Origin of the sequence: Streptomyces sp. NPDC007991 (genome assembly GCF_042958445.1) — a bacterium.
Classification (GTDB): domain Bacteria; phylum Actinomycetota; class Actinomycetes; order Streptomycetales; family Streptomycetaceae; genus Streptomyces.
The window spans coordinates 594,364-613,571 of sequence record NZ_JBIBJD010000005.1 but is presented as its reverse complement, the minus strand read 5'-3'; the positions used below and the strand labels follow the sequence as shown (position 1 = coordinate 613,571).

Below are 19,208 nucleotides of genomic sequence, written 5' to 3'. Positions count from 1 at the left end.
CCCAACCCGGCAACCCCCCCCCCGGCCCGCCCCCCCCGCCCCCGGGGGGGGGTCGGGGCCCCCCGGGGGCGGCCGGGGCCCGCGCGCCCCCGCCCGCCCGACGTGCCGTAGCGGTCGGGCCTCACGGCTCTCGCTTCACCCAGAAGGGAACAGACGCCATGGACAACACCAAAACCGACCTCTGGAAAAATCGCGTGCGCTGGGAGACTTGTCTGCAGCTGGCGCGCGAGCTGCTTCTGGTCGGCCCCGAGCCGAAGAACGAGGACCTGAAGCTGCGCTTCCTCGACGTCCTCATCGACCGGGGGCTGGCTCCCGGACAGCCGCCCGGGCGGCCGAAGGAGGTGCTGATCGTCGGGGCCGGGATTTCCGGCCTGGTGGCCGCGACGATACTCAAGCAGGCCGGCCACAAGGTCACGATCCTGGAGGCCAACGCCAGCCGGGTGGGCGGACGCATCAAGACCTTCCGCCGCCGGGAGGGCGAGAAAGAGGGGCCGTTCACCGATCCGGCCCAGTACGCGGAGGCGGGAGCCATGCGGCTGCCCGACTTCCACCCCCTCACCCTCGCCCTGATCGACAAGCTCGGACTGAAGCGCCGGCTGTTCTACAACGTCGACGTCGATCCCCGTACGGGCTTCCAGAAGGCGCCCGTGCCCCCGGTGGTCTACAAGTCCTTCACCGGTCAGGAGTGGAGGTACGGACAGGACAGCCCCGACTTCCGGGAGCCCCACAAGCGGAACAACACCTGGATCCAGATGAACTCCGTCCAGGCCCGCCGCTCCGAGTACGCGGACGACCCCACGCTGATCAACGAGGGCTTCCACCTGACGGGGGACGAAGCACGGCTGACCACCAGCCAGATGATCAACGATGCTCTGGAAGAGGTCAGGGACTACTATTCCGACTCCGTGACCGGCCAGGACGGCACGCAGCAACGGGTGAACAAGCCGTTCAAGGAGTGGCTCGAAGGCTGGGCGAGGGTGGTCCACGACTTCGACGGCTGCTCGATGGGCGACTTCCTGCGTGACCACGCCGGTCTGAGCGACGAGGCCATCGAGGCCGCCGGCTCGATCGAGAACCTCACCTCGCGGCTCCACCTGTCGTTCTTCCATAGCTTCCTGGGCCGCAGCGACATCAACCCGAACGTCACCTACTGGGAGATCGAGGGCGGCACCGAGATGCTGCCCGACAAGCTCGCCGAAGGGCTTCAGGACGAGCTGGTGATGGGACACCGGATGGTCCGCCTGGAGTACTGGGACCCGCGCCGGGACGGTGAGCGGCGCGAAGACGTGGGCCCGGAGCCGGGGCGCACGGTCGCGATCCACACCGAGCCCGAGGACTCCCTGAGCGGACAGCCCCGGGTGTGGAGGGGTGACATGGCGATCGTCACGATCCCCTTCTCGAGCTTCCGCTTCGTCGAGGTGTCGCCGCCGTTCTCGTACAAGAAGCGGCGGGCGGTCATCGAGACGCACTACGACCAGGCGACGAAGGTGCTGCTGGAGTTCTCCAAGCGGTGGTGGGAGTTCACCGAGGAGGACTGGCGCCGGGAGCTGGAGTCCGTCGATCCGGGCCTGTACGACTTCTACCAGCAGTCCGCCAAGGCCCCCGTAGAGCCCGCGGACGACCTGCCGTCCCAGCTGAGTTCACTGCCGACGGGGCTGCTCGGTGCCCACGGCAGCGTCCAGGAGCAGCTCATCGACCACAGGCAGCTCGAGTACTACCGCCAGGAGCCGCTGCGCGGGGCACCGCTTCGGCCGGCGACCAATGTGTTCGGGGGCGGTTCGACCACCGACAACCCCAACCGGTACATGTACTACCCCTCCCACCCGGTGCCGGGCAGCAGGGGCGGCGGGGTGGTCCTGGCCACCTACTCCTGGTCCGACGACGCGGCACGCTGGGACTCGATGGAGGACGCGCAGCGCTACGTCCACGCCCTGCGGAACCTGCAAATGGTCCACGGCCGCCGCATCGAAGTGTTCTACACGGGCGCCGGGCAGACCCAGAGCTGGCTGCGCAACCCGTACGCCTTCGGTGAGGCCGCGATCTACACGCCGCACCAGATGACCAGCTTCCACCTGGATGCCGTCAAGCCCGAAGGGCCGGTGTACTTCGCGGGCGAACACACCTCGCTGAAGCACGCCTGGATCGAGGGCGCCGTGGAGACGGCGGTCCGCGCAGCCATCGAGGTGCACGAGAAGGCGTCGCCTCCGTCCTACACGGTGCCCGTGGAACGCGAGGCGGGACGCGAAGCGGTGGACGAGCGACAACTCACGGAGGTGCAGGCAAAGTGACGGAGCAGCAGCAGCCCTCGACATGGAACGTGGCGCGGTACCTGGCCACGCGACTCGAACAGCTCGGCATCGAGCACCTGTTCGGCGTGCCCGGCAATCACCTGGGTCCGTTCCTGTCCATCATGAAGCAGCACACTCCGCAGTTGACGTGGGTGGGCACCCCGACCGAGGTCGGGGCCGGGTATGCGGCCGACGCCTATGCGCGGGCCCGCCACGCCGACGCCCCTGACGGCGGCTTCGGCGTCGGGGCCGTCGCCGTCACCTACAGCGTCGGTGCGTTCAACCTGCTCAACCCCATCGGGGGCGCCTACGTCGAATATGTGCCGCTCATCGCGATCAACGCCTGCCCGACCTACGAGCAGTGGCTGAACTACCAGGCCATCGGCCTGCTCACCTCCCACATGAGCCAGCGCCGGGAGAGCAACCTCGACGTGTACCGCCAGGTCACGGTCGACGCGCAGGTGATCTCCAACCCGGGACTGGCCCCCGTGCAGATCGACAGCGCCATCGTCGCCTGCCTGTCCGAGCGCCGGCCGGTGTATCTGGAGGTCATGGAGGACGTCTGGGCCGCGGAATGCGAAGCACCTCAGGGACATCTGGCGCCCAGGCAGCGCCCGTTCACCCCCAAGAACCGGACCATGCTGGCCAAGGCGGTCGCCGCCGCCGTCGACCTCGTCAAACAGAAGGGGGGAGTACAGGGCTCGCCCATCCTGTGGGCGGGCGAGGAGATCGACCGGTTCCGTCTCTCCTCACCCCTCACGGAGTTCGCGCGGGACACGGGGATGCCGTTCTGCACGACCGTCGGGGGCAAGTCCGTGGTCTCGGAGAACACCCCGGGATTCGTCGGTGTCTACAACGGCAAGGCCAGTGATCCATACGTACGGGAGGTGTTCCAGCGGGCCAAGTGCCGCATCGGGCTGGGTACCTGGTCGACATCGAAGAACCTCGGCGGCGAACAGGACATCGGCGACGACTGGTGCGTGGCCGCCCGCGAAGGAGTGAGCGTCGGCGCCTCCTACTACCCCGACGTCCAGCTGGAACGGTTCATCCCGGCACTGCGCGAGGCGCTGGTGACCGAGTTCGGCCCGGGCGCCTTCGCCGCCGACTACTTCGCCCAGGCGCACGCCGAAGGGGCGGCGGTGCCCGAGAGCACGGCCGCCTACCAGGCCCAGCTCAGCGCCACCGACATCCAGGCGGAGCTGACGTACGACAGCTTCTTCCAGCGCATCAGCCGCTTCCTCGACAGCCAGGCGACGGGCACGGGCGCCCAGGCCACCTCACCGTTCACCCTCCTGTCCGACGCGGCGTTCGCCCTCCTGGGCTCGATGAACCTGCACAGCGTCGAGCGCGCCGGATACCTGGCGCAGAACTCGTGGCTGTCCATTGGCTACTCGGTCGGAGCGGCCACCGGCGTCGCGATGGCCCGGAAGGCCGCGGGCAAACGGCCGATGGTGTTCGTCGGCGACGGCGCGTTCCAGGAGACGTGCCAGGAACTGTCCACACACACCCGGCACCGGCTGAACTCGGTGATCTTCGTGCTGGACAACGAGGGCTTCTACGGCATCGAGCAGATGCTGGTCGACCCGTGCTACTACGAGCAGAAGCCGTCCGACGGCGCCGACTTCTACAACAATCTGCACCAGTGGCACTACGACCAGCTGGCCAAGGTCTTCGGCTCGGACAAGAGCCCGATGACCGGCATGACGGTCGCCACCCACAAGGAACTGGAATCCGTACTGAAGCGCATCAGCGAGCCGAACGACTCGATCAACCAGGGACCGCTGCTGGTCCAGGTCCGCCTCAGCCGTCACGACTACCCCCGCGCCCTCCAGTACAAGATCAACGAGAACTGTCCCTGACGAGGAGCTGGACAGCTGACGGGCGCCTGTGCCAGAAGGCGAAGGCCTTCTGGCACAGGCGCCCGTAGCGTGTGGTTGCCGATGGCTACGCGGGGCGGATCACCACGCGTCGCAGGGCACCGCGATCTCAGAGGGCATCTGCTTGATCAACATCGATGACTTCCGGCGTCACTCCGCTGCCCCGGCGTTGTCTGACGCCTCGTCGTATCTGCTTGCCGGTGAGCAGGCCGAACCACCGCTCCACCTGGTCGAGCCAGGAACTGCTGACCCGCACCCGCCAGGCCTACGGGGGCGAGAGCGCCGCCGCGCTGGTACTCGTGGTCGATGCGCATCGCTCGTGCGTGCCCTGGCGTCAGGGCCGGGCGGCAGCGGCAGCGGGCCTGGATGGACATCTTCTCGTCGCTGGAGATGACGTGCTCGTCCCCGCTCAGCGGTTCGCCGTCGAAGGTGCGGGCGTACAAGTCCAGCAGGCGGGCGGCCTTGGCCTAACAGCGGGGTGCCGGTCTCGGCGGGTAACTGAAAGGCTGGTCGGTCACGGGCCTGGGGCCACGGGAGACACTTCGTCGTCCGGGTGGTACCGCAGTACCACCCAGGTGCGCAGCGCAGGCCCCGGTCACTACCGTCGTCTCGGTAACTCGCGGCCCGGATCCCCCGGACCACCCGCGCGTAGCCTCGCACCCGAAGTCACCCTCCCCGACGGCGCCCAGCTTCTACTCCGGCAGGGGACGCCGAGGACAAGGCCGAGGAAGAAGCCCCCAGCGTCGCGGCCAGGTCTCCCTTTTTATGTAGTGTGCGGACATGACAAGAAGCGAGCGGCTCGCGGAGCAGCTGGACTGGTACTGGCACAAGAACCTGCGGCCGCAGCTGGACGGTCTTACCGATGAGGAGTACTTCTGGGAGCCGGTGCGCGGCTGCTGGAGCATCCGCCCACGTGGCACGTCGGCCGCACCGATGTCGGCAGGTTCGGGGGAATGGACGATGGACTCCGCCTCCCCTGGCCCGGTGCCGGCGCCGGTGACCACGATTGCCTGGCGGCTGGCGCACATCATCGTCTCGTGCCTGGGCTATCGGGTCGGATGGTACTTCGGCGGCCAGGACGTCGACTCCGAGACATTCGCCTACGCGGGGACCGCTGACGAGGCGCTGAAACAGCTCGATGAGATGTATGGGAGATGGAACGCGGGGGTCCGCGAGCTCTCGGACGCCGACCTGGAGAATCCGCCCACGGTGGGCCCCGAGCGGTTTCCCATGGAGAACAGGGTCCTGCACGTCAACAAACAGGGAGCTGATCCATCACGGCGCCGAGATTTCCCTGCTGCGCGACCTCTACCGCTGGCAGGACGCAGCCGTACCGCGCCGCATATGACTTTGCGGCAACCGGTGATCGAGCTTCGGAAACCTACATGGACTCCTGACGCTCCGTGGCTGCGAGCTTCAGTGAAGCTGCGGCCGCTTGGGCTCCTTCTTCGTCAGGGACGAACAGGGCGCGCAGCCGGCCGGTCGCGCGGCGACTGCCGACGCTGCATGGGGCGCGCCGACCATGCCTCCTCCAGGTGCATGTACCTCCTGCACCCGATCGCGCCACCAGGAGACGACGAACTCTGATGCGCCGACCGGGCCCGGGATGGGCGGACGTCGGCTCCCGGCTGAATCGTCCAGCTCGGAATCGAGTCGCTCGATGCCGTCGGACGGGCACTGGCAGAACACCCTGAGGTCCGCTCCGCCGCCACCACCGGCACGGCCGCCAGACCGGTGTCGACAGCGGCACCTCGGGCCTGGACGGCTCGGGCCGCGGCGCGGGCCCGCTGCTCGAGTTCGTTCGCACCGACCGAGGGGCCTGCCGAACGATTCCGGGAGGAGCTGCACTCGGTTCCATCGAGGGCTACCGACGCGGCTGAAGAGCAACGAGCTCCCCGTGCCGGTCGCCACGTTTCCTCCGAAGAAGCGCAGATCCGACCGAGTCCCGTGGTGAGGGCAGCGGCACGGTAGCGGGCGAGCAGCGTCGGGTCGTCCCGTAGTTCGGCGAGCCGCTTGCGCATCCCGTCCAGGGCGTCGGGGGGCGTCCGGCGGGGCGAGGAGTGGCAGGTCGGGGCACCAGACCTCGTGTGTGGGCAGTTGCTCGGGCACCCACGGCCATCAGGTCGCTGGCGATGTGGGTCTGCAGGCCGCAAGTGACGTGCGGGGAGCGGGCGCCCTGGTCCGCGCAGATCTCGTGCCACACGCCCGCGCGGCACGTACAGCATATCGCCCATCCCGGTGCCCTCCTGGGGCTCACTGCGCAGCTCTGGGAGGACACCGCCGATCTCAGCACGGCGCCCCCCACGGAGATGACCCGATGAAGCGCCGCAACCTGCTGCGCGGCGCGCTGGCCGCCGGCCTCACCGCTCCGGCCCCCGCCGCGCTCACCGCCGCCCGGACCGACGTCGAGGGCGCGGCGGCGGAGCAGGCCGGTGCGGTAGCCGTCCAAGGAGACCGCACCGCGGGCCCGATGGCCCGCCGCGAGCGGGGTCCGCGCCGGTGTCACGCCGGACCGATGACCTTCTTGCGCATGTGCCCGTAAACCACCGACGTCCGTACGTCGGCGAGTTCCGGGCGCTTCGCCAGCTTCTCCAGGACCACTGCGTGCAGATGGTCGGTGTCCCGGACGGCGACGTGTACGAGGAAGTCGTCGTTCCCGGTGAGGACGAAGATCGAGATGACCTCGGGCATGCCCTCCAAGAAGGTCTGGAAGGCCTCGATCACAGCACGTGTCGGCGGGCGGACCCGTACGGCGATCACCGCCTGCAACCCGCGGCCGATCGCCGCGAGGTCTGCCTCAGCGTGAAATCCCGTCAGGATGCCGCTCCTGCGCAGCGACCGGATTCGCTCCAGACAGGTGGACGGGGCGATACCGAGTTCCTGGGCCATGTCCCGGTTGGTGCGCCGACCGTCCTCCTGGAGCATCCGCACCAACGCCGAATCTAGTTCGTCCACGCTTGCCTCACCCCGCCGGATTCCGAAGGTAATTCGGACTCATCCCATCACCCTCGATGATGTTGTTAACCTCCAGCCTAATTCGTCGATGTTTGTTCGGTCACAGCGCGGTGGGCGGCAACGGGCAGCAGAGAGGGGCGACTTGCGATGCGCAAACGAGGACCCACGGTGTGGGCGGTGTGTGCGGTCATGGCGGCCGCGCTGTTCTGGAGCAGTTCGTACGCGGTGACCAAGCAGGTGCTGGAGGATGTCGGCCCGCTCAGCATCGGCGCCGTCAGGTTCACCCTCGCGGCGTTACTCCTGGGCGTGATGATACGGCTGAGCAGGCACCGCCCAGCCCGTCCCGACCCCCGGCAGCGGCGGCAGCTCTACCTGAGCGGGTTCCTCGGCATCACCGTGTACTTCATCCTCGAGAACGTCGGCGTCGACCTGTCGACGGCATCCGACGCGTCGCTGATCGTGGCCACGTACCCGCTGATGACGATGCTGGTGGAACTGGTCGTCTTCCGCGCCCGGATGCCGCTGCCGCGTGTGACGGGCGTGCTGCTGGCCACCGTCGGCGCCTTCCTCGTCGTACGCAACGGGGCCGAGGTCGGCGGCAGTTCGCGCTGGCTGGGGGACGTCCTGCTGTTGCTCGGCGGGCTGGCCTGGGCCGGCTACAACGTGCTCGGCAAGCGCGCGAGCGCCGGCCAGGACGCCGTGAGCGTCACCTACTACCAGACCCTGGCGGGCGCGGCCGGCTTCCTGCTCGCGTCCCTGCTGGAGGCCGACGATTGGCGGATGCCGGGCGCGACCGCCTCATCACTGCTGGTCTACCTGGCCGTGGCGTGCTCGGTCGGCGGCTTCCTGCTCTACAACTACGGCCTGCGCCAGATGGCGTCGAGCGTCGCGGTCAACATCCTCAACCTGGTGCCGGTCTTCGGCGTCATCGGCGCGGTCGTGATCAACGGGGAGTCGATCCGGCTCGCCCAGGTGACGGGAGGCGTGATCATCATCGCCGGGGTGGCGCTGGGCATGATCGAGCGGGGACAGGAGGCCACGGCGAATCCGGGCGCGAGGGGCAGCGAGCCCTATGGGAGTGCGACCGCTCGGACCACGGCGGGGGCGGGGGCCGCGCCGGACGAGCCCGAAGCGGCTGTACCGACCGCGCGTGGAGTGATCGACGGGGCTCGGTAGCCGCTAGGGGTGTCGCTGCGACAGTTTCCGGTCGTGGAGGCGGCGCCGTAGGTGATGGGCGGACGTGACGGGCTCCAGGTCACGTCTGTCTGACCCCCGTCGGCGACGGCAGCTCCTTTTCTTCTCAAACGCGCAATGTTCCTCTCCGCCTTCGCAGCCCTCCACGATCCCGCCTCCCGCACCTCATACGACCGCTGCCGAGCCAGAGGCAAAACCCACACCCAGGCCTCCTCCGCCTGGCCAGACAACGGAAACATGCTGTTCGCGATGCTCCGCCCTCCGAACGGCACCCGTACCGTGAAGCCACCAGTGATTTCCGGCCGCCTGGAGGGCGTACGCGACGTGGCACTCGCCGGGTACTACTCCAGCGCCAACAGCGACTTCGCCTCCGGGTGGTCACTGCGCTGGACGCAGACCTACCACCCCGCGTACGAACTGAGCATCGCCACCCTGGACATGACCACGGTCAACGACTACGGCCGGGTCAACGACTTCCGCACCGGCGAGGTCCGCTGGGCCGACAGTCAGGCACCTGGACCCGCAGGGCCTTCGTCCCTCGCGCCGACGACGTGATCGTCCACGAGCTGATCCCCGCGTCCGGCCGCACGGTCGACACCACCCTGAGCGTCAGCACCGCGCTCGACGGGGTGCCGGGCAGCGTCGGTTTCACCACGCGCGTCACCACGAGCAACGGATCCGGCTACCTGAACCTGCGTGGCACCTTTCCCCGTCCGGGCAGGGCGTCTTCGGCTACGAGGGAGTCACCCGGGGTCGTCCCCCGTGGGATCGGGGGCCTTCGTCAGCGTCAGGTCAGCGGCTCCACCATCGTGGTAGGGAGGGCGAGCAGGCGATCCTGCTGACCAGGCTGGACCGACCTGAGACGTCTCCGACGCCGACCGCACGCTCTCCGCCAGCGAGCTGGAGGCCGGTGAACACCCGCTGCGCGCCCTCCTCGAACCGGCCCGCCGCGCCGACCCGCTCCCGGAGGCGACGCACCATGCGACGGTCTCCTGAGGACGTGATTGTGATCCCCCCAGGCGCGGGGCAACCTCAACGCCGGGGAAGCCCCCGGTGGTCCCAGCAACACCCCCGAACGCACCGTCTGGCCGCACTGCCCTATCGCCCCGCGTCCGCCAGAGTCGTGGGGGTCGGCGGACACGGCCGGCGGATTCACGAACGGGAGGGGAAACAGCATGTCCGAAGCGACAGTTGGGGCACATCGCGGCATGGCACGACGAGGGTTCCTGGCCGGGGCCGCCGCCATCACGGGTACGGCACTGACGAGCACGGCACGCGCGGCCGGGACAAGGGCCGAAAACGACGCCGGAAACGGCCCGTTGGCGCTCACCCACGTCACCGTGATCGACGGATCGGGAGCACCCCCGGCCCCCGGCATGACGGTCGTCGTCGAGGGTGGCCGCATCACCCAACTCGCCCCGAGCGCACACACCCGGCTCCGCCCGGGCACCCGCACGGTCGACCTGAGCGGCAAGTACCTGATCCCGGGACTGGTCGAGGCGCACACCCACAGCGACGGCCCGGAGACAGTGATCCCGGCGCTGTACGCCCTCGCCGGCGTCACCACGGTCCGGGAGATGTGGGGCCGGCCGGTCCACCACGAGTGGCGCGAGAAGATCCGCAGCGGTGCACTGCTCGGCCCCCGCTGGGTGGTCGGCAGCCCCATCGTCGACGGCACGCCCTCACTGTGGGCGGCCGACGTGGGCCCGACCATCGAGGTACGCGACGCGGCCGAGGCCCGGCGCGCCGTACGGCGGGTCAAGCGCGAGGGGGCGGACTTCGTCAAGGTGTACTCCCGCCTCTCCCGCGAGGCCTACTTCGCCATCGCGGACGAGGCACAGCGCCAGGGCATCCCCCACCTCGGGCACTGCCCCGACACCGTACGGATCGCGGAGGCGAGCGCCACCGGCCACCGCACCATCGAGCACCTGCACGCGCTGCTCCTGGCGACCTCACGGCACGAGAAAGAGATACGGCGCCGCCTGGCCGCCGTACGCATCGACCCGCAGGACCCCAGCAGCCTGTCCCGCTACCACAGCTGGTTCCAGCAGGTACATCCCCTGGAATGGCGGGCGGTGCAGGGCTACGACCGGGACCGGGCGGACGCACTCTTCCGGAGCCTGGCGGCCGACGGGACCGCCGTCGTCCCCACGCTCAGCGTGCACCACACGCTGGAGCTGCCCGACGACGTTCCGTCCCGGGCCGAGGAGTGGAAGTACCTGCCCGCCTGGCAGACGGAGAGCTGGCCGGACCAGCTGGCGGCCCTGACCGGAGGGCGCACCCCCGAGCAGGCCCGGCAGATCCGGCGGATCTTCGAGCACCGGCTCCGGCTGGTGAGCGAACTGCACGGCGCGGGTGTGCGGCTGGCGGCGGGCACCGACACCGGCACGGGATACCTCGTCCCGGGCTTCGCCCTCCACGACGAGCTGGCGCTGCTCGTGGCGGCCGGCCTCACCCCCGCTGATGCCCTGCGCGCGGCCACCCGGGACGCCGCCCGCACCCTCGGCCTGCCTGCCGTCGGCACCGTGGCCCGCGGACAGGCTGCCGATCTGCTCGTACTCGACGCCGACCCGCTGCGTGACATCCGCAACACCCGACGCATCCACGGGGTGGTCGTCGACGGCAGTTGGATCCCGCCGGAGGAACGGCGCCGGCTGCTCGCGGCGGTGGAAAAGGCCGCCGCGCAGACCCCGCCGCCCCAGGAGGGGGCGACCATGACGGGCTGCGGCTGCGGCGGACACCCCTGACAGCCCTTACGGCGACGGCCTCGCCGAAGGCAGCAGCGGGGACGGCAGCCCGGACCGGTGGAAGGTGACCGACAGCGGTGAACTCGTCGTCTGCGAGGCGAAGTCGTTCACCGGCCGCCTGGCCGTCGGGACGCGGGAGGCAGGTGGTGCGCTCGTCGATACCGGCAGCCCGCCGCCGGCCCGACCGCTGGGGCTGCCGTGCCGATCCATGGCCTGGCCGCACGGGTAGCTGGCACGTCGTCTTGCCGGACCCGGCGGCGCCCGGAACGACCAGCCGTCGTCGGGGTCGGCTCGGCTGGGCGTCCAGCGCACGGGCAGCGGTTCGGGATCGGTCATGTCCCAGGCGTCGGCCTCGGCCCGCCACTGGTGCAGGAGGCTGAGCGCAAGCCGCCGCTCGGCCGCTGCCTGCGGAGCACCGTCATCGTTGGATCAGATAATCGGCTGCGCGGTCGACCGCGCTGTGGGAGATGTGCGGCCCGCCGCCGGAGTCCCTCGTCATGTGTCCTACGTGATGGGGAAATCGAATACGTGTCCGGATAAGGTTCGTTGTCGAGCGTGTAATGCCGGCCGATCCGGATCGCGAACGCGCCGTGTGCCTTGAGATACGCCGCCAGCGGATCGAGCCACGCACCGATCTCACCGCTCCAGTCGATGACCGGGCCCTCGGGCAGATACGCCGGCGTGAAGCGGTCGAGCCGCGGCACCGGGCGGTGCAGGACGAGCCCCGCACCGACCAGGCGCCCGCCGTCGAACCAGCCGAGGGACTCGCTGCGCCACTCGGTCTTGACGCGGCCCCACGCCGGGGTCTGCAGAAAGCTGACCGACCGCTGGGCCCGCACGAACGCCCCATGCTCGGCGGCGCTGATCGGTCTGACGACCGGATTCCCGGCTGCTGCTCGTGCTGGTGCGCTGTAGGACATGCCACCAGTCAACGCGGTGGGGGTGTTGCCTGGGCGTACGCGGTTCTCGACACGCCGACGATATGTCACCACCCGGCGGCTCCCACGGCGTTCACCAGCTGATCCGGGCCGCCACCGGCCGGTGGTCACTGCCCGTGGCCGGCAGCAGCCACGCACTCTTCGGCTCCACACCGCGGACCAGGATCTGGTCGATCCGCGCCACCGGGAACGTCGCCGGCCAGCTGAAGCCGAACCCGTCCCCGGCCACGTCCTGGACGGAGCGCAGCTGCGAGGTGAGGCCGTCGAACGCACGGTCGTCCATGGTGCCGTTGAAGTCGCCGAGCACCAGCACGCGCTTGCTGCGCTCGGCGGCAACGGCCTTGGCGAGTTTTGTCGCGCCGGCGTCGCGCGAGTCCGTCCAGAAGCCGCCCCTGGGCATCACCCGTACGGAACCCAGATGCACCACGTACACCGCGAGCGGCCCCTTCTCGGTGGCCACCGTGGCGCGCAGCGCACGGGGCGGGTCCACCGGGAGGTCCTCCGGCGGCAGCTTCTCGGCCAGCGGCCCGGCCATGCCCCGCAGGACGTCGACCGGCCGTGTGTCCGACAGCGGCAGCTTGCTCCACAGCCCGACCGTGCCCTGCAGCGCGTGGTACGGGTACGTCTTCGCCAGCTCCTTCCCGTACGTGCCCTTGGCCTGGTCGGTCAGCTCCTCGAGCGCCAGCAGGTCCGCCCCGGAGGCGGCCAGCGCGCGGGCGGTGCCGTCCGTATCGCGGTTCTCGGCGGCGACGTTGTGACTGACCACCGTGAGATCGCCGCCCTGGTGGGACTTGTCTCCGAGCAGCCCGCCGAAAAGGTTCAGCCACACCGTGACCGGCAACAGCAGCGCGACGACCGGGGAGGCGGAGCGGCGCCAGAGCGCCGCGGCGAGCAGTACCGGGACGAACAGACCGGACCACGGCAGGAAGGTCTCCACCAGACTGCCCAGACCGGCCCGGTCCGTGATCTCTCTGTGCAGCAGCAGAAGCAGGCCGAGCAGTAGCGCACACGCCGTGAGGACCGGGCCGCGCTTCCACGGGCCCGGCCGGGAGCGGGCCGCGGGCCGGGTTCCGTCGCCGTCGGCCGCCGGGCTGCCCTGCACCGTCGCCGCGGTGTCCGCCTGCGTCATCGCCTGCCCCCGCCTCGCGGCGTGTCCGTGGGCGGCGCGGCCGAGGGGCCCGAGGGTGACGCGGTAGGCGAGAGGGGCCGTGAGGGCGAGAGGGTCGAGGACTTCGACGTCAGATGGCCTAGAACTGCGGCGACCCCCTCCATGACACCTACGACGGCCATGGCGGCCGGCAGGCCGCCGACACGCAGCGGGCGAACCAGACGGATCGTTGTTCGTGGTGAGGGCTGGGTTCGATACATACCGCGAGTGAAATCGACCGGGTGTTGCCGGCATGTATGCGATTTTCGATACGCGGACGATACGTGCCGGCTCATAGCCTGGACGCATGCGTGTCTTGATTGTCGAGGACGAGCCCTACCTTGCCGAAGCGATCCGCGACGGCCTGCGCCTGGAAGCGATCGCGGCCGACATCGCAGGTGACGGCGACACCGCTCTGGAGATGCTCGGAATCAACACCTACGACATCGCCGTCCTCGACCGCGACATCCCCGGCCCTTCCGGCGACGAGATCGCCACACGCATCGTCGCCTCCGGCAGCGGCATGCCCGTCCTCATGCTCACCGCCGCCGACCGTCTCGACGACAAGGCATCCGGGTTCGAGCTCGGCGCCGACGACTACCTCACGAAACCCTTCGAACTCCTGGAGCTCGTGCTCAGGCTCAGGGCCCTCGACCGCCGGCGCGCCCACAACCGGCCTCCCGTACGCGAGATCGCGGGCCTGCGCCTGGATCCGTTCCGCCGCGAGGTCTACCGCGACGACCGCTACATTGCGCTCACCCGCAAGCAGTTCGCGGTCCTCGAAGTCCTCGTCACCGCCGAAGGCGGTGTCGTCAGCGCCGAGGAGCTCCTGGACCGCGCGTGGGACGCGAACGCCGACCCGTTCACCAACGCCGTACGCATCACGGTCTCCGCCCTGCGCAAACGCCTCGGCGAGCCCTGGATCATCGCCACGGTGCCGGGCGTCGGCTACCGCATCGACACATCACCCGGCACCGGGCATGGCGGTGGTGACCGTGAATAGGCAGCCCGGCCTCAGCGTCCGCCTCAAGCTCACCCTCAGCTACGCCGGATTCCTCATGGTCGCGGGTGCCTTGCTGCTCGTCGCCGTGGGAGTGTTCCTCCTGCGACAGGGGTGGTTGCAAACCAATGAATCGGGGGCGGTGCGGGTAACGCCGGGCACCCTCTTCGTGCGCGGTTTCGCCCCGACGGCAGCCGCGGTATTGGTGTTCCTCCTGGTGTTCGGCCTCCTGGGAGGATGGATCCTCGCCGGACGCATGCTGGCCCCCCTGGACCGCATCACCCACGCCACCCGCACGGCCGCGGCCGGATCGCTGTCCCACCGGATCCGGTTGCCGGGCCGCAAGGACGAGTTCCGCGAACTCGCCGACGCCTTCGACGCGATGCTCGCGCAGCTCGAAGCCCACGTCGCGGAACAGCAGCGATTCGCCGCCAACGCCTCGCACGAGCTGCGTACCCCGCTGGCGATCTCGAAGACACTCATCGACGTCGCCCGCGCCGATCCGGACCACGACCCCGGCGAACTCGTCGACCGCCTCCACACCGTCAACACCCGGGCCATCGACCTCACCGAGGCACTGCTCGTGCTCAGCCGCGCCAACCAGCGGTCCTTCACCCGAGAACAGGTCGACCTGTCCCTCGTGGCGGAGGAAGCAGCCGAAACGCTCCACCCGCTCGCGGAAAAGCACGGTGTCGCCCTCGAGACCAGCGGCGACATCGCCCCCACGAGCGGTTCGCCCGCGCTCCTGCTACAGCTCACCACGAACCTCGTACACAACGCGATCGTCCACAACGTCCCGGAACAGGGCACCGTCCGGGTCCACACCGGCGTCCGCCCCAACGGCGTGGTCCTCACCGTCGAGAACACCGGGGAGCGGCTCACCCCGGAGCTGGTCGCGACCCTCACCGAACCCTTCCAGCGCGGCACCGAGCGCATCCACACCGACCAGGCGGGCGTCGGCCTGGGCCTGGCCATCGTCAAGACCATCACCGAGGCACACGACGGAACCCTCACGCTTACCCCACGCCCTGCGGGCGGGCTCCGCATCACCGTGGAACTGCCCTCGGCACCAGGAGGGTGAGCTCCGGGATACCAGCTGAGATCCTGCCGCTGCCCCGTCCTCTCGACAAGCTCGGATTCACGTCGACGCGCTGCTCTGGCGGCCGAGACGGGTGCGTCTGGATCAGGTCGTGGCGAGCGTGCTCCAGCCGCTGGTGGCGGATCCAGCCGGCGACCGTGGTTCCGTGGTCGTGGAACAGGCGGTGGAGATGGCTGAGGGAGATGTGGTGGGAGCAGATCGACAAGGATCGCTTCCAACCGTGTCGTCGTTGCCGAGGCACTCGGCAGGGGCCGGCCGGACCCCGCGGCGGGTCGCGCGCAGCAGGACCTGCCCAGCGTCAGTGCCGTCGATACGCGGTGGTGTGGCCCGCCGGTTGCCCCTGGGCGGGCCTCGGCTGATGAGCATCCTGGATGCCAGGGGGTTGAGAGCTCCCGTCAATACGTCCCGCACGATTCGAGCCGATCGTCGAAATATTTCGCTGACACAAGGCCTTTGGCGAGGACGCTGACGAACATCCCGAACGGTCGCAGGAGTTGACAAGCCCCGCTGCCTCCCTAGTATCCGTGTCGTCGACGATCCGAAAGCAGACCGAAATTTCGAATGACCGAGATGTCATGCACCTGCCATCAATCGCCGGCAGTACAACATTCATCCCCTGTCTCGCCCCCGCCTGCCGACGAAAGGAACCCCCGGTGCCCAGACGACCAGGCAGACGACTCTTCCGCCTCCTCGCCGCCGCCGCACTGACCATCACCGCCTCGGTGACCGCCTCAGCTTCCTCCACCACCTCAGCCGCCCCCGGCAGCCCGGCCCTCACCCCGCCCCTTGGCTGGAACAGCTGGAACAGCTTCGGCTGCGGCATCACCGAAACACAGGTCCGCCAAGCCGCCGACGCGATGGTCTCCTCCGGCATGCGGGAGGCCGGCTACCGCTACGTCGTGGTCGACGACTGCTGGTTCGACCCCCAACGCGACGGGGCCGGGAACCTGCGCGCCAACCCCACCAAGTTCCCCAGCGGGATGAAAGCCCTCGGGGACTACATCCACAGCAAAGGCCTGAAGTTCGGCATCTACCAGGTGCCCGGCGAACGCACCTGCGCACAGACCAGCGGCGCCTACCCCGGATCGACCGGCAGCAAAGGCCACGAGATCCAGGACGCCAACACCTTCGCCTCATGGGGCGTGGACTACCTCAAATACGACTGGTGCTCCTCCAGCGGCACCCGCGACGAACAAGTCGCACGCTTCACCCTGATGCGCGACGCCCTGCGCGCCACCGGACGGCCCATCGTCTACAGCATCAACCCCAACAGCTTCCACGCCATCACCGGCGCCACCTACAACTGGGGCGAAGTCGCCGACCTGTGGCGCACCACCGAGGACCTCCTCGACATCTGGCAGAACAACAACACCAACAGCTACCCCATGGGCGTCGGCAACGTCCTGGACATCACCGCGCCCCTGGCCGCACAGTCCGGCCCAGGACACTGGAACGACCCCGACATGCTCGTCGTCGGCCGGCCCGGCCTGTCCCTGACCGAGTCCCGCTCCCACTTCACCCTCTGGGCACTCATGAGCGCACCGCTCATGGCCGGCAACGACATCCGCACCATGTCCGCGGACGTCAGCGCCATCCTGCGCAACCCCCGCCTCCTCGCCGTCAACCAGGACCCGCTGGGCGCGGGCGGGCGCCGGGTCCGCGATGACGGCTCCACCGAGGTGTTCGCCAAGCCGCTGTCCGACGGTTCGGTCGCGGTGGGGCTGTTCAACCGGGGAAGCAACCCCACCACCGTCACCACCACGGCCGCGCAAGTGGGCCTGTCCGGAGGGTCGTTCACCCTCACCGACCTGTGGACCGGCTCCACCTCGAACACCTCCGGGCAGATCTCGGCGAACGTCCCCGCCCACGGTGTGGCCGCCTTCCGGCTCAGCGGCGGCAGCCCGATCCCCGCCACCACCTCCCGGCTGCGCGGCACCGCCTCCGGCCGCTGCCTGGACGTCGACAACGCCTCCACCGCGGCCGGGGCCACCGTACTGCTCTGGGACTGCCACACCGCCGCGAACCAACTGTGGACCACCTGGTCCGGCGGCGAGATCCGCGTCTTCGGCGACAAGTGCCTGGATGCCTACAACCAGGGCACCACCAACGGCACCCGCGTCATCACCTGGCCCTGCAACGGCCAGGACAACCAGAAATGGACCATCGGCTCCGACGGCACGATCCGCAACGTCCACGCCGGGCTGTGCCTCGATGCCGACCGGTCCGGCACCGCCAACGGAACTCCGCTGATCCTGTGGACCTGCAACGGCCAGAAATGGACCCGCGCGTGAGGGACCGCCGCACGGCCAGCAGCTCATCCGCCCGCCGACGCACCCGGAGGCCATGATGATCCCGGCTCGTCTGTTACCCGGCACCGGCACGAGGCTCACCCGGGCAGTCGCCTGGGTGGTGGGTCTCCTGCTGGCGTTCGCCGTAGTTCCCGCCGCGACGCAGCCCACCGTCGCCAGGGCCGACAACCCCATCGTGCAGCACGTCTACACCGCCGACCCGGCCCCGCTGGTCCATAACGGACGGGTCTACCTCTACACCGGGCACGACGAGGACGGCTCCACCTACTTCACCATGAAGGACTGGAGGGTGTGGTCCTCCGCCGACATGGTCAACTGGACCGACCACGGCTCCCCGCTCAGCCTGGCCACCTTCAGCTGGGCGTCCGCCGACGCGTGGGCCGGACAGACCGTGCAGCGCAACGGCCGTTTCTACTGGTACGTGCCGGTGAAGAACCGCGCGACCGGCCGGATGGCCATCGGCGTCGCGGTGTCGGACAGCCCCACCGGGCCGTTCCGGGACGCCCTCGGCCACCCGCTGGTGGAGAACGGCGAGATCGACCCGACCGTCTTCATCGATGACGACGGCCAGGCCTACCTGTACTGGGGCAACCCGAACCTGTCGTATGTCAGGCTGAACGCCGACATGACCTCCTACTCGGGCGGCGTCAACAGGATCCCGCTCACCCCAGCGGGGTTCGGCACCCGCACCGGTGACCCCAACCGTCCCACGCTGTACGAGGAGGGACCCTGGGTCTACAAGCGGAACGGTCTGTACTACCTGGTGTTCGCGGCCAAGTGCTGCTCGGAGTTCATCGCCTACTCCACGGCGCCCGGCCCGACCGGGCCCTGGACCTACCGCGGGACGGTCATGCCCACACAGGGCAGCAGCTTCACCAACCACCCCGGGATCGTGGACTTCAAGGGCAATTCGTACTTCTTCTACCACAACGGCGCGCTCCCGGGCGGCGGCGGCTTCACCCGCTCGGTCGCGGTGGAGAAGTTCTCCTACAACGCCGACGGCACGATCCCGACCATCACCATGACGAACACCGGCGCACCCCAGGTCGGCACGCTCAATCCGTACGTACGCCAGGAGGCCGAGACGATGGCCTGGAGTTCCGGGATCGAGACCGAACCGGCCGGCGAAGGCGGAATGAACGTCGGCTGGATCGACAACGGCGACTACGTCAAGGCCAAGGGCGTGGCCTTCGGGGCGGGTGCGTCCTCGTTCACCGCGCGCGTCGCCTCGGGCAGCGGCGGCGGCACCGTCGAACTGCGTCTTGGCTCCCCGAGCGGAACGGTCGTCGGCCGTTGCGGTGTGCCGAGCACCGGGGGCTGGCAGACCTGGACGACAGTGACCTGCCCGGTCAGCGGTGCGACGGGAACCCAGGACCTCTTTCTGCGGTTCACCGGCGGCAGCGGCTACCTGCTCAACATGAACTGGTGGCAGTTCACCCCCGGCGCCACCGTCACCGCACCGCGATAGCCCGGCGGCGGGGCGCGTTCCCTGATGTCCGTCACTCCCGCGCCCGGCATGGCGGCCGTCGCCGGACGCGGGTTCCGGCATGCCGCCATGGCGGGCGAACCAGAGTGAAACATGGGATGGATCCAGTCTGATTCGATGAGAAGTGTCTATTGACAGTCATCGGCAGTGCATTGAACCTGTGAAATC

14 protein-coding genes and 3 pseudogenes are annotated in these 19,208 nt (G+C 69.3%); 13 read left to right on the top strand and 4 right to left on the bottom strand.

The features are described 5' to 3' along the window. Nucleotides 1-158 precede the first annotated feature (158 nt). The 5 genes and pseudogenes from ACFZDA_RS17380 to ACFZDA_RS17360 all read left to right on the top strand — a co-directional run bounded on the left by ACFZDA_RS17380 (nt 159) and on the right by ACFZDA_RS17360 (nt 6,707). Nucleotides 159-2,288 carry an FAD-dependent oxidoreductase gene (locus tag ACFZDA_RS17380; protein ID WP_391081558.1) on the top strand — a complete coding sequence of 710 codons (2,130 nt, stop codon included), beginning with the start codon at nt 159-161 and terminating at the stop codon, nt 2,286-2,288. Further along, nucleotides 2,285-4,147 carry a thiamine pyrophosphate-binding protein gene (locus tag ACFZDA_RS17375; protein ID WP_391081554.1) on the top strand — a complete coding sequence of 621 codons (1,863 nt, stop codon included), beginning with the start codon at nt 2,285-2,287 and terminating at the stop codon, nt 4,145-4,147. The genes ACFZDA_RS17380 and ACFZDA_RS17375 overlap by 4 nt, the downstream gene beginning before the upstream one ends. A 324-nt stretch (nt 4,148-4,471) precedes the next feature. Beyond that, nucleotides 4,472-4,636: a hypothetical protein gene (locus ACFZDA_RS17370; RefSeq protein WP_391081551.1), complete on the top strand. Its 165-nt coding sequence runs from the start codon at nt 4,472-4,474 to the stop codon at nt 4,634-4,636. Nucleotides 4,637-4,945: 309 nt separating this feature from the next. Next, a pseudogene (locus tag ACFZDA_RS17365) lies at nt 4,946-5,513 on the top strand (DinB family protein). Nucleotides 5,514-6,482: 969 nt separating this feature from the next. Then, entirely contained in the window at nt 6,483-6,707 is a 225-nt protein-coding gene (locus ACFZDA_RS17360) for a hypothetical protein (protein WP_391081550.1), read from the top strand. Here the strand turns inward: ACFZDA_RS17360 and ACFZDA_RS17355 are convergent. After that, nucleotides 6,668-7,120, bottom strand: coding sequence for an Lrp/AsnC family transcriptional regulator (locus ACFZDA_RS17355; protein ID WP_086562847.1), 453 nt, complete (start codon nt 7,118-7,120; stop codon nt 6,668-6,670). The two genes, ACFZDA_RS17360 and ACFZDA_RS17355, sit on opposite strands and share 40 nt — an antisense overlap. 147 nt (nt 7,121-7,267) lie before the next feature. Here ACFZDA_RS17355 and ACFZDA_RS17350 point away from each other — a divergent pair, with 147 nt between their 5' ends. Together ACFZDA_RS17350 and ACFZDA_RS17345 are read left to right on the top strand one after the other, a co-directional pair. Continuing rightward, a complete protein-coding gene (locus tag ACFZDA_RS17350; protein WP_391081547.1) occupies nt 7,268-8,296 on the top strand; it encodes an EamA family transporter in 1,029 nt (342 codons plus the stop codon). A 123-nt stretch (nt 8,297-8,419) separates the two neighbouring features. Further along, nucleotides 8,420-8,869, top strand: a pseudogene (locus ACFZDA_RS17345) (hypothetical protein); the annotation flags it as partial. 237 nt (nt 8,870-9,106) lie between these two features. On the opposite strand, the gene ACFZDA_RS17340 reads toward ACFZDA_RS17345, so the two are convergent. Continuing rightward, nucleotides 9,107-9,295, bottom strand: coding sequence for a hypothetical protein (locus tag ACFZDA_RS17340; RefSeq protein WP_391081544.1), 189 nt, complete (start codon nt 9,293-9,295; stop codon nt 9,107-9,109). Between the two features lie 227 nt (nt 9,296-9,522). Here ACFZDA_RS17340 and ACFZDA_RS17335 point away from each other — a divergent pair, with 227 nt between their 5' ends. Both ACFZDA_RS17335 and ACFZDA_RS17330 read left to right on the top strand, forming a co-directional pair. Next, nucleotides 9,523-11,061 carry an amidohydrolase family protein gene (locus tag ACFZDA_RS17335; protein ID WP_391081543.1) on the top strand — a complete coding sequence of 513 codons (1,539 nt, stop codon included), beginning with the start codon at nt 9,523-9,525 and terminating at the stop codon, nt 11,059-11,061. Between the two features lie 64 nt (nt 11,062-11,125). Next, nucleotides 11,126-11,290 carry a hypothetical protein gene (locus tag ACFZDA_RS17330; RefSeq protein WP_391081540.1) on the top strand — a complete coding sequence of 55 codons (165 nt, stop codon included), beginning with the start codon at nt 11,126-11,128 and terminating at the stop codon, nt 11,288-11,290. A gap of 337 nt (nt 11,291-11,627) precedes the next feature. Here ACFZDA_RS17330 and ACFZDA_RS17325 read toward each other — a convergent pair. Together ACFZDA_RS17325 and ACFZDA_RS17320 are read right to left on the bottom strand one after the other, a co-directional pair. Next, nucleotides 11,628-11,981: pseudogene (locus tag ACFZDA_RS17325) on the bottom strand (peptidoglycan bridge formation glycyltransferase FemA/FemB family protein); the annotation flags it as partial. 91 nt (nt 11,982-12,072) lie between these two features. Then, complete coding sequence (locus tag ACFZDA_RS17320) at nt 12,073-13,128, bottom strand: endonuclease/exonuclease/phosphatase family protein (RefSeq protein ID WP_391081538.1); 1,056 nt, start codon at nt 13,126-13,128, stop codon at nt 12,073-12,075. 325 nt (nt 13,129-13,453) lie between these two features. On the opposite strand from ACFZDA_RS17320, the gene ACFZDA_RS17315 reads away from it, so the two are divergent. The 4 genes from ACFZDA_RS17315 (at nt 13,454) to ACFZDA_RS17300 (ending at nt 19,022) form a co-directional block, all read left to right on the top strand. Beyond that, a complete protein-coding gene (locus tag ACFZDA_RS17315) occupies nt 13,454-14,149 on the top strand; it encodes a response regulator (protein ID WP_391081535.1) in 696 nt (231 codons plus the stop codon). After that, nucleotides 14,142-15,227 carry an ATP-binding protein gene (locus ACFZDA_RS17310; protein ID WP_391081532.1) on the top strand — a complete coding sequence of 362 codons (1,086 nt, stop codon included), beginning with the start codon at nt 14,142-14,144 and terminating at the stop codon, nt 15,225-15,227. The genes ACFZDA_RS17315 and ACFZDA_RS17310 overlap by 8 nt, the downstream gene beginning before the upstream one ends. Before the next feature lie 671 nt (nt 15,228-15,898). Further along, nucleotides 15,899-17,536, top strand: coding sequence for a ricin-type beta-trefoil lectin domain protein (locus ACFZDA_RS17305; RefSeq protein WP_391081529.1), 1,638 nt, complete (start codon nt 15,899-15,901; stop codon nt 17,534-17,536). Between the two features lie 52 nt (nt 17,537-17,588). Beyond that, on the top strand, nt 17,589-19,022 hold the full coding sequence (locus ACFZDA_RS17300; RefSeq protein ID WP_391081527.1) for a family 43 glycosylhydrolase: 1,434 nt from the start codon (nt 17,589-17,591) through the stop codon (nt 19,020-19,022). Nucleotides 19,023-19,208 lie beyond the last annotated feature (186 nt).

Excerpts from the sequence above, each read along its gene's own strand:
- ACFZDA_RS17335 (WP_391081543.1), top strand. The coding sequence starts at position 9,523 with ATGGCACGACGAGGGTTCCTGGCCGGGGCCGCCGCCATCACGGGTACG.
- ACFZDA_RS17340 (WP_391081544.1), bottom strand. The coding sequence starts at position 9,295 with ATGGTGCGTCGCCTCCGGGAGCGGGTCGGCGCGGCGGGCCGGTTCGAG.
- ACFZDA_RS17350 (WP_391081547.1), top strand. The coding sequence starts at position 7,268 with ATGCGCAAACGAGGACCCACGGTGTGGGCGGTGTGTGCGGTCATGGCG.
- ACFZDA_RS17300 (WP_391081527.1), top strand. The coding sequence starts at position 17,589 with ATGATGATCCCGGCTCGTCTGTTACCCGGCACCGGCACGAGGCTCACC.
- ACFZDA_RS17360 (WP_391081550.1), top strand. The coding sequence starts at position 6,483 with ATGAAGCGCCGCAACCTGCTGCGCGGCGCGCTGGCCGCCGGCCTCACC.
- ACFZDA_RS17320 (WP_391081538.1), bottom strand. The coding sequence starts at position 13,128 with ATGACGCAGGCGGACACCGCGGCGACGGTGCAGGGCAGCCCGGCGGCC.
- ACFZDA_RS17315 (WP_391081535.1), top strand. The coding sequence starts at position 13,454 with ATGCGTGTCTTGATTGTCGAGGACGAGCCCTACCTTGCCGAAGCGATC.
- ACFZDA_RS17380 (WP_391081558.1), top strand. The coding sequence starts at position 159 with ATGGACAACACCAAAACCGACCTCTGGAAAAATCGCGTGCGCTGGGAG.
- ACFZDA_RS17370 (WP_391081551.1), top strand. The coding sequence starts at position 4,472 with ATGCGCATCGCTCGTGCGTGCCCTGGCGTCAGGGCCGGGCGGCAGCGG.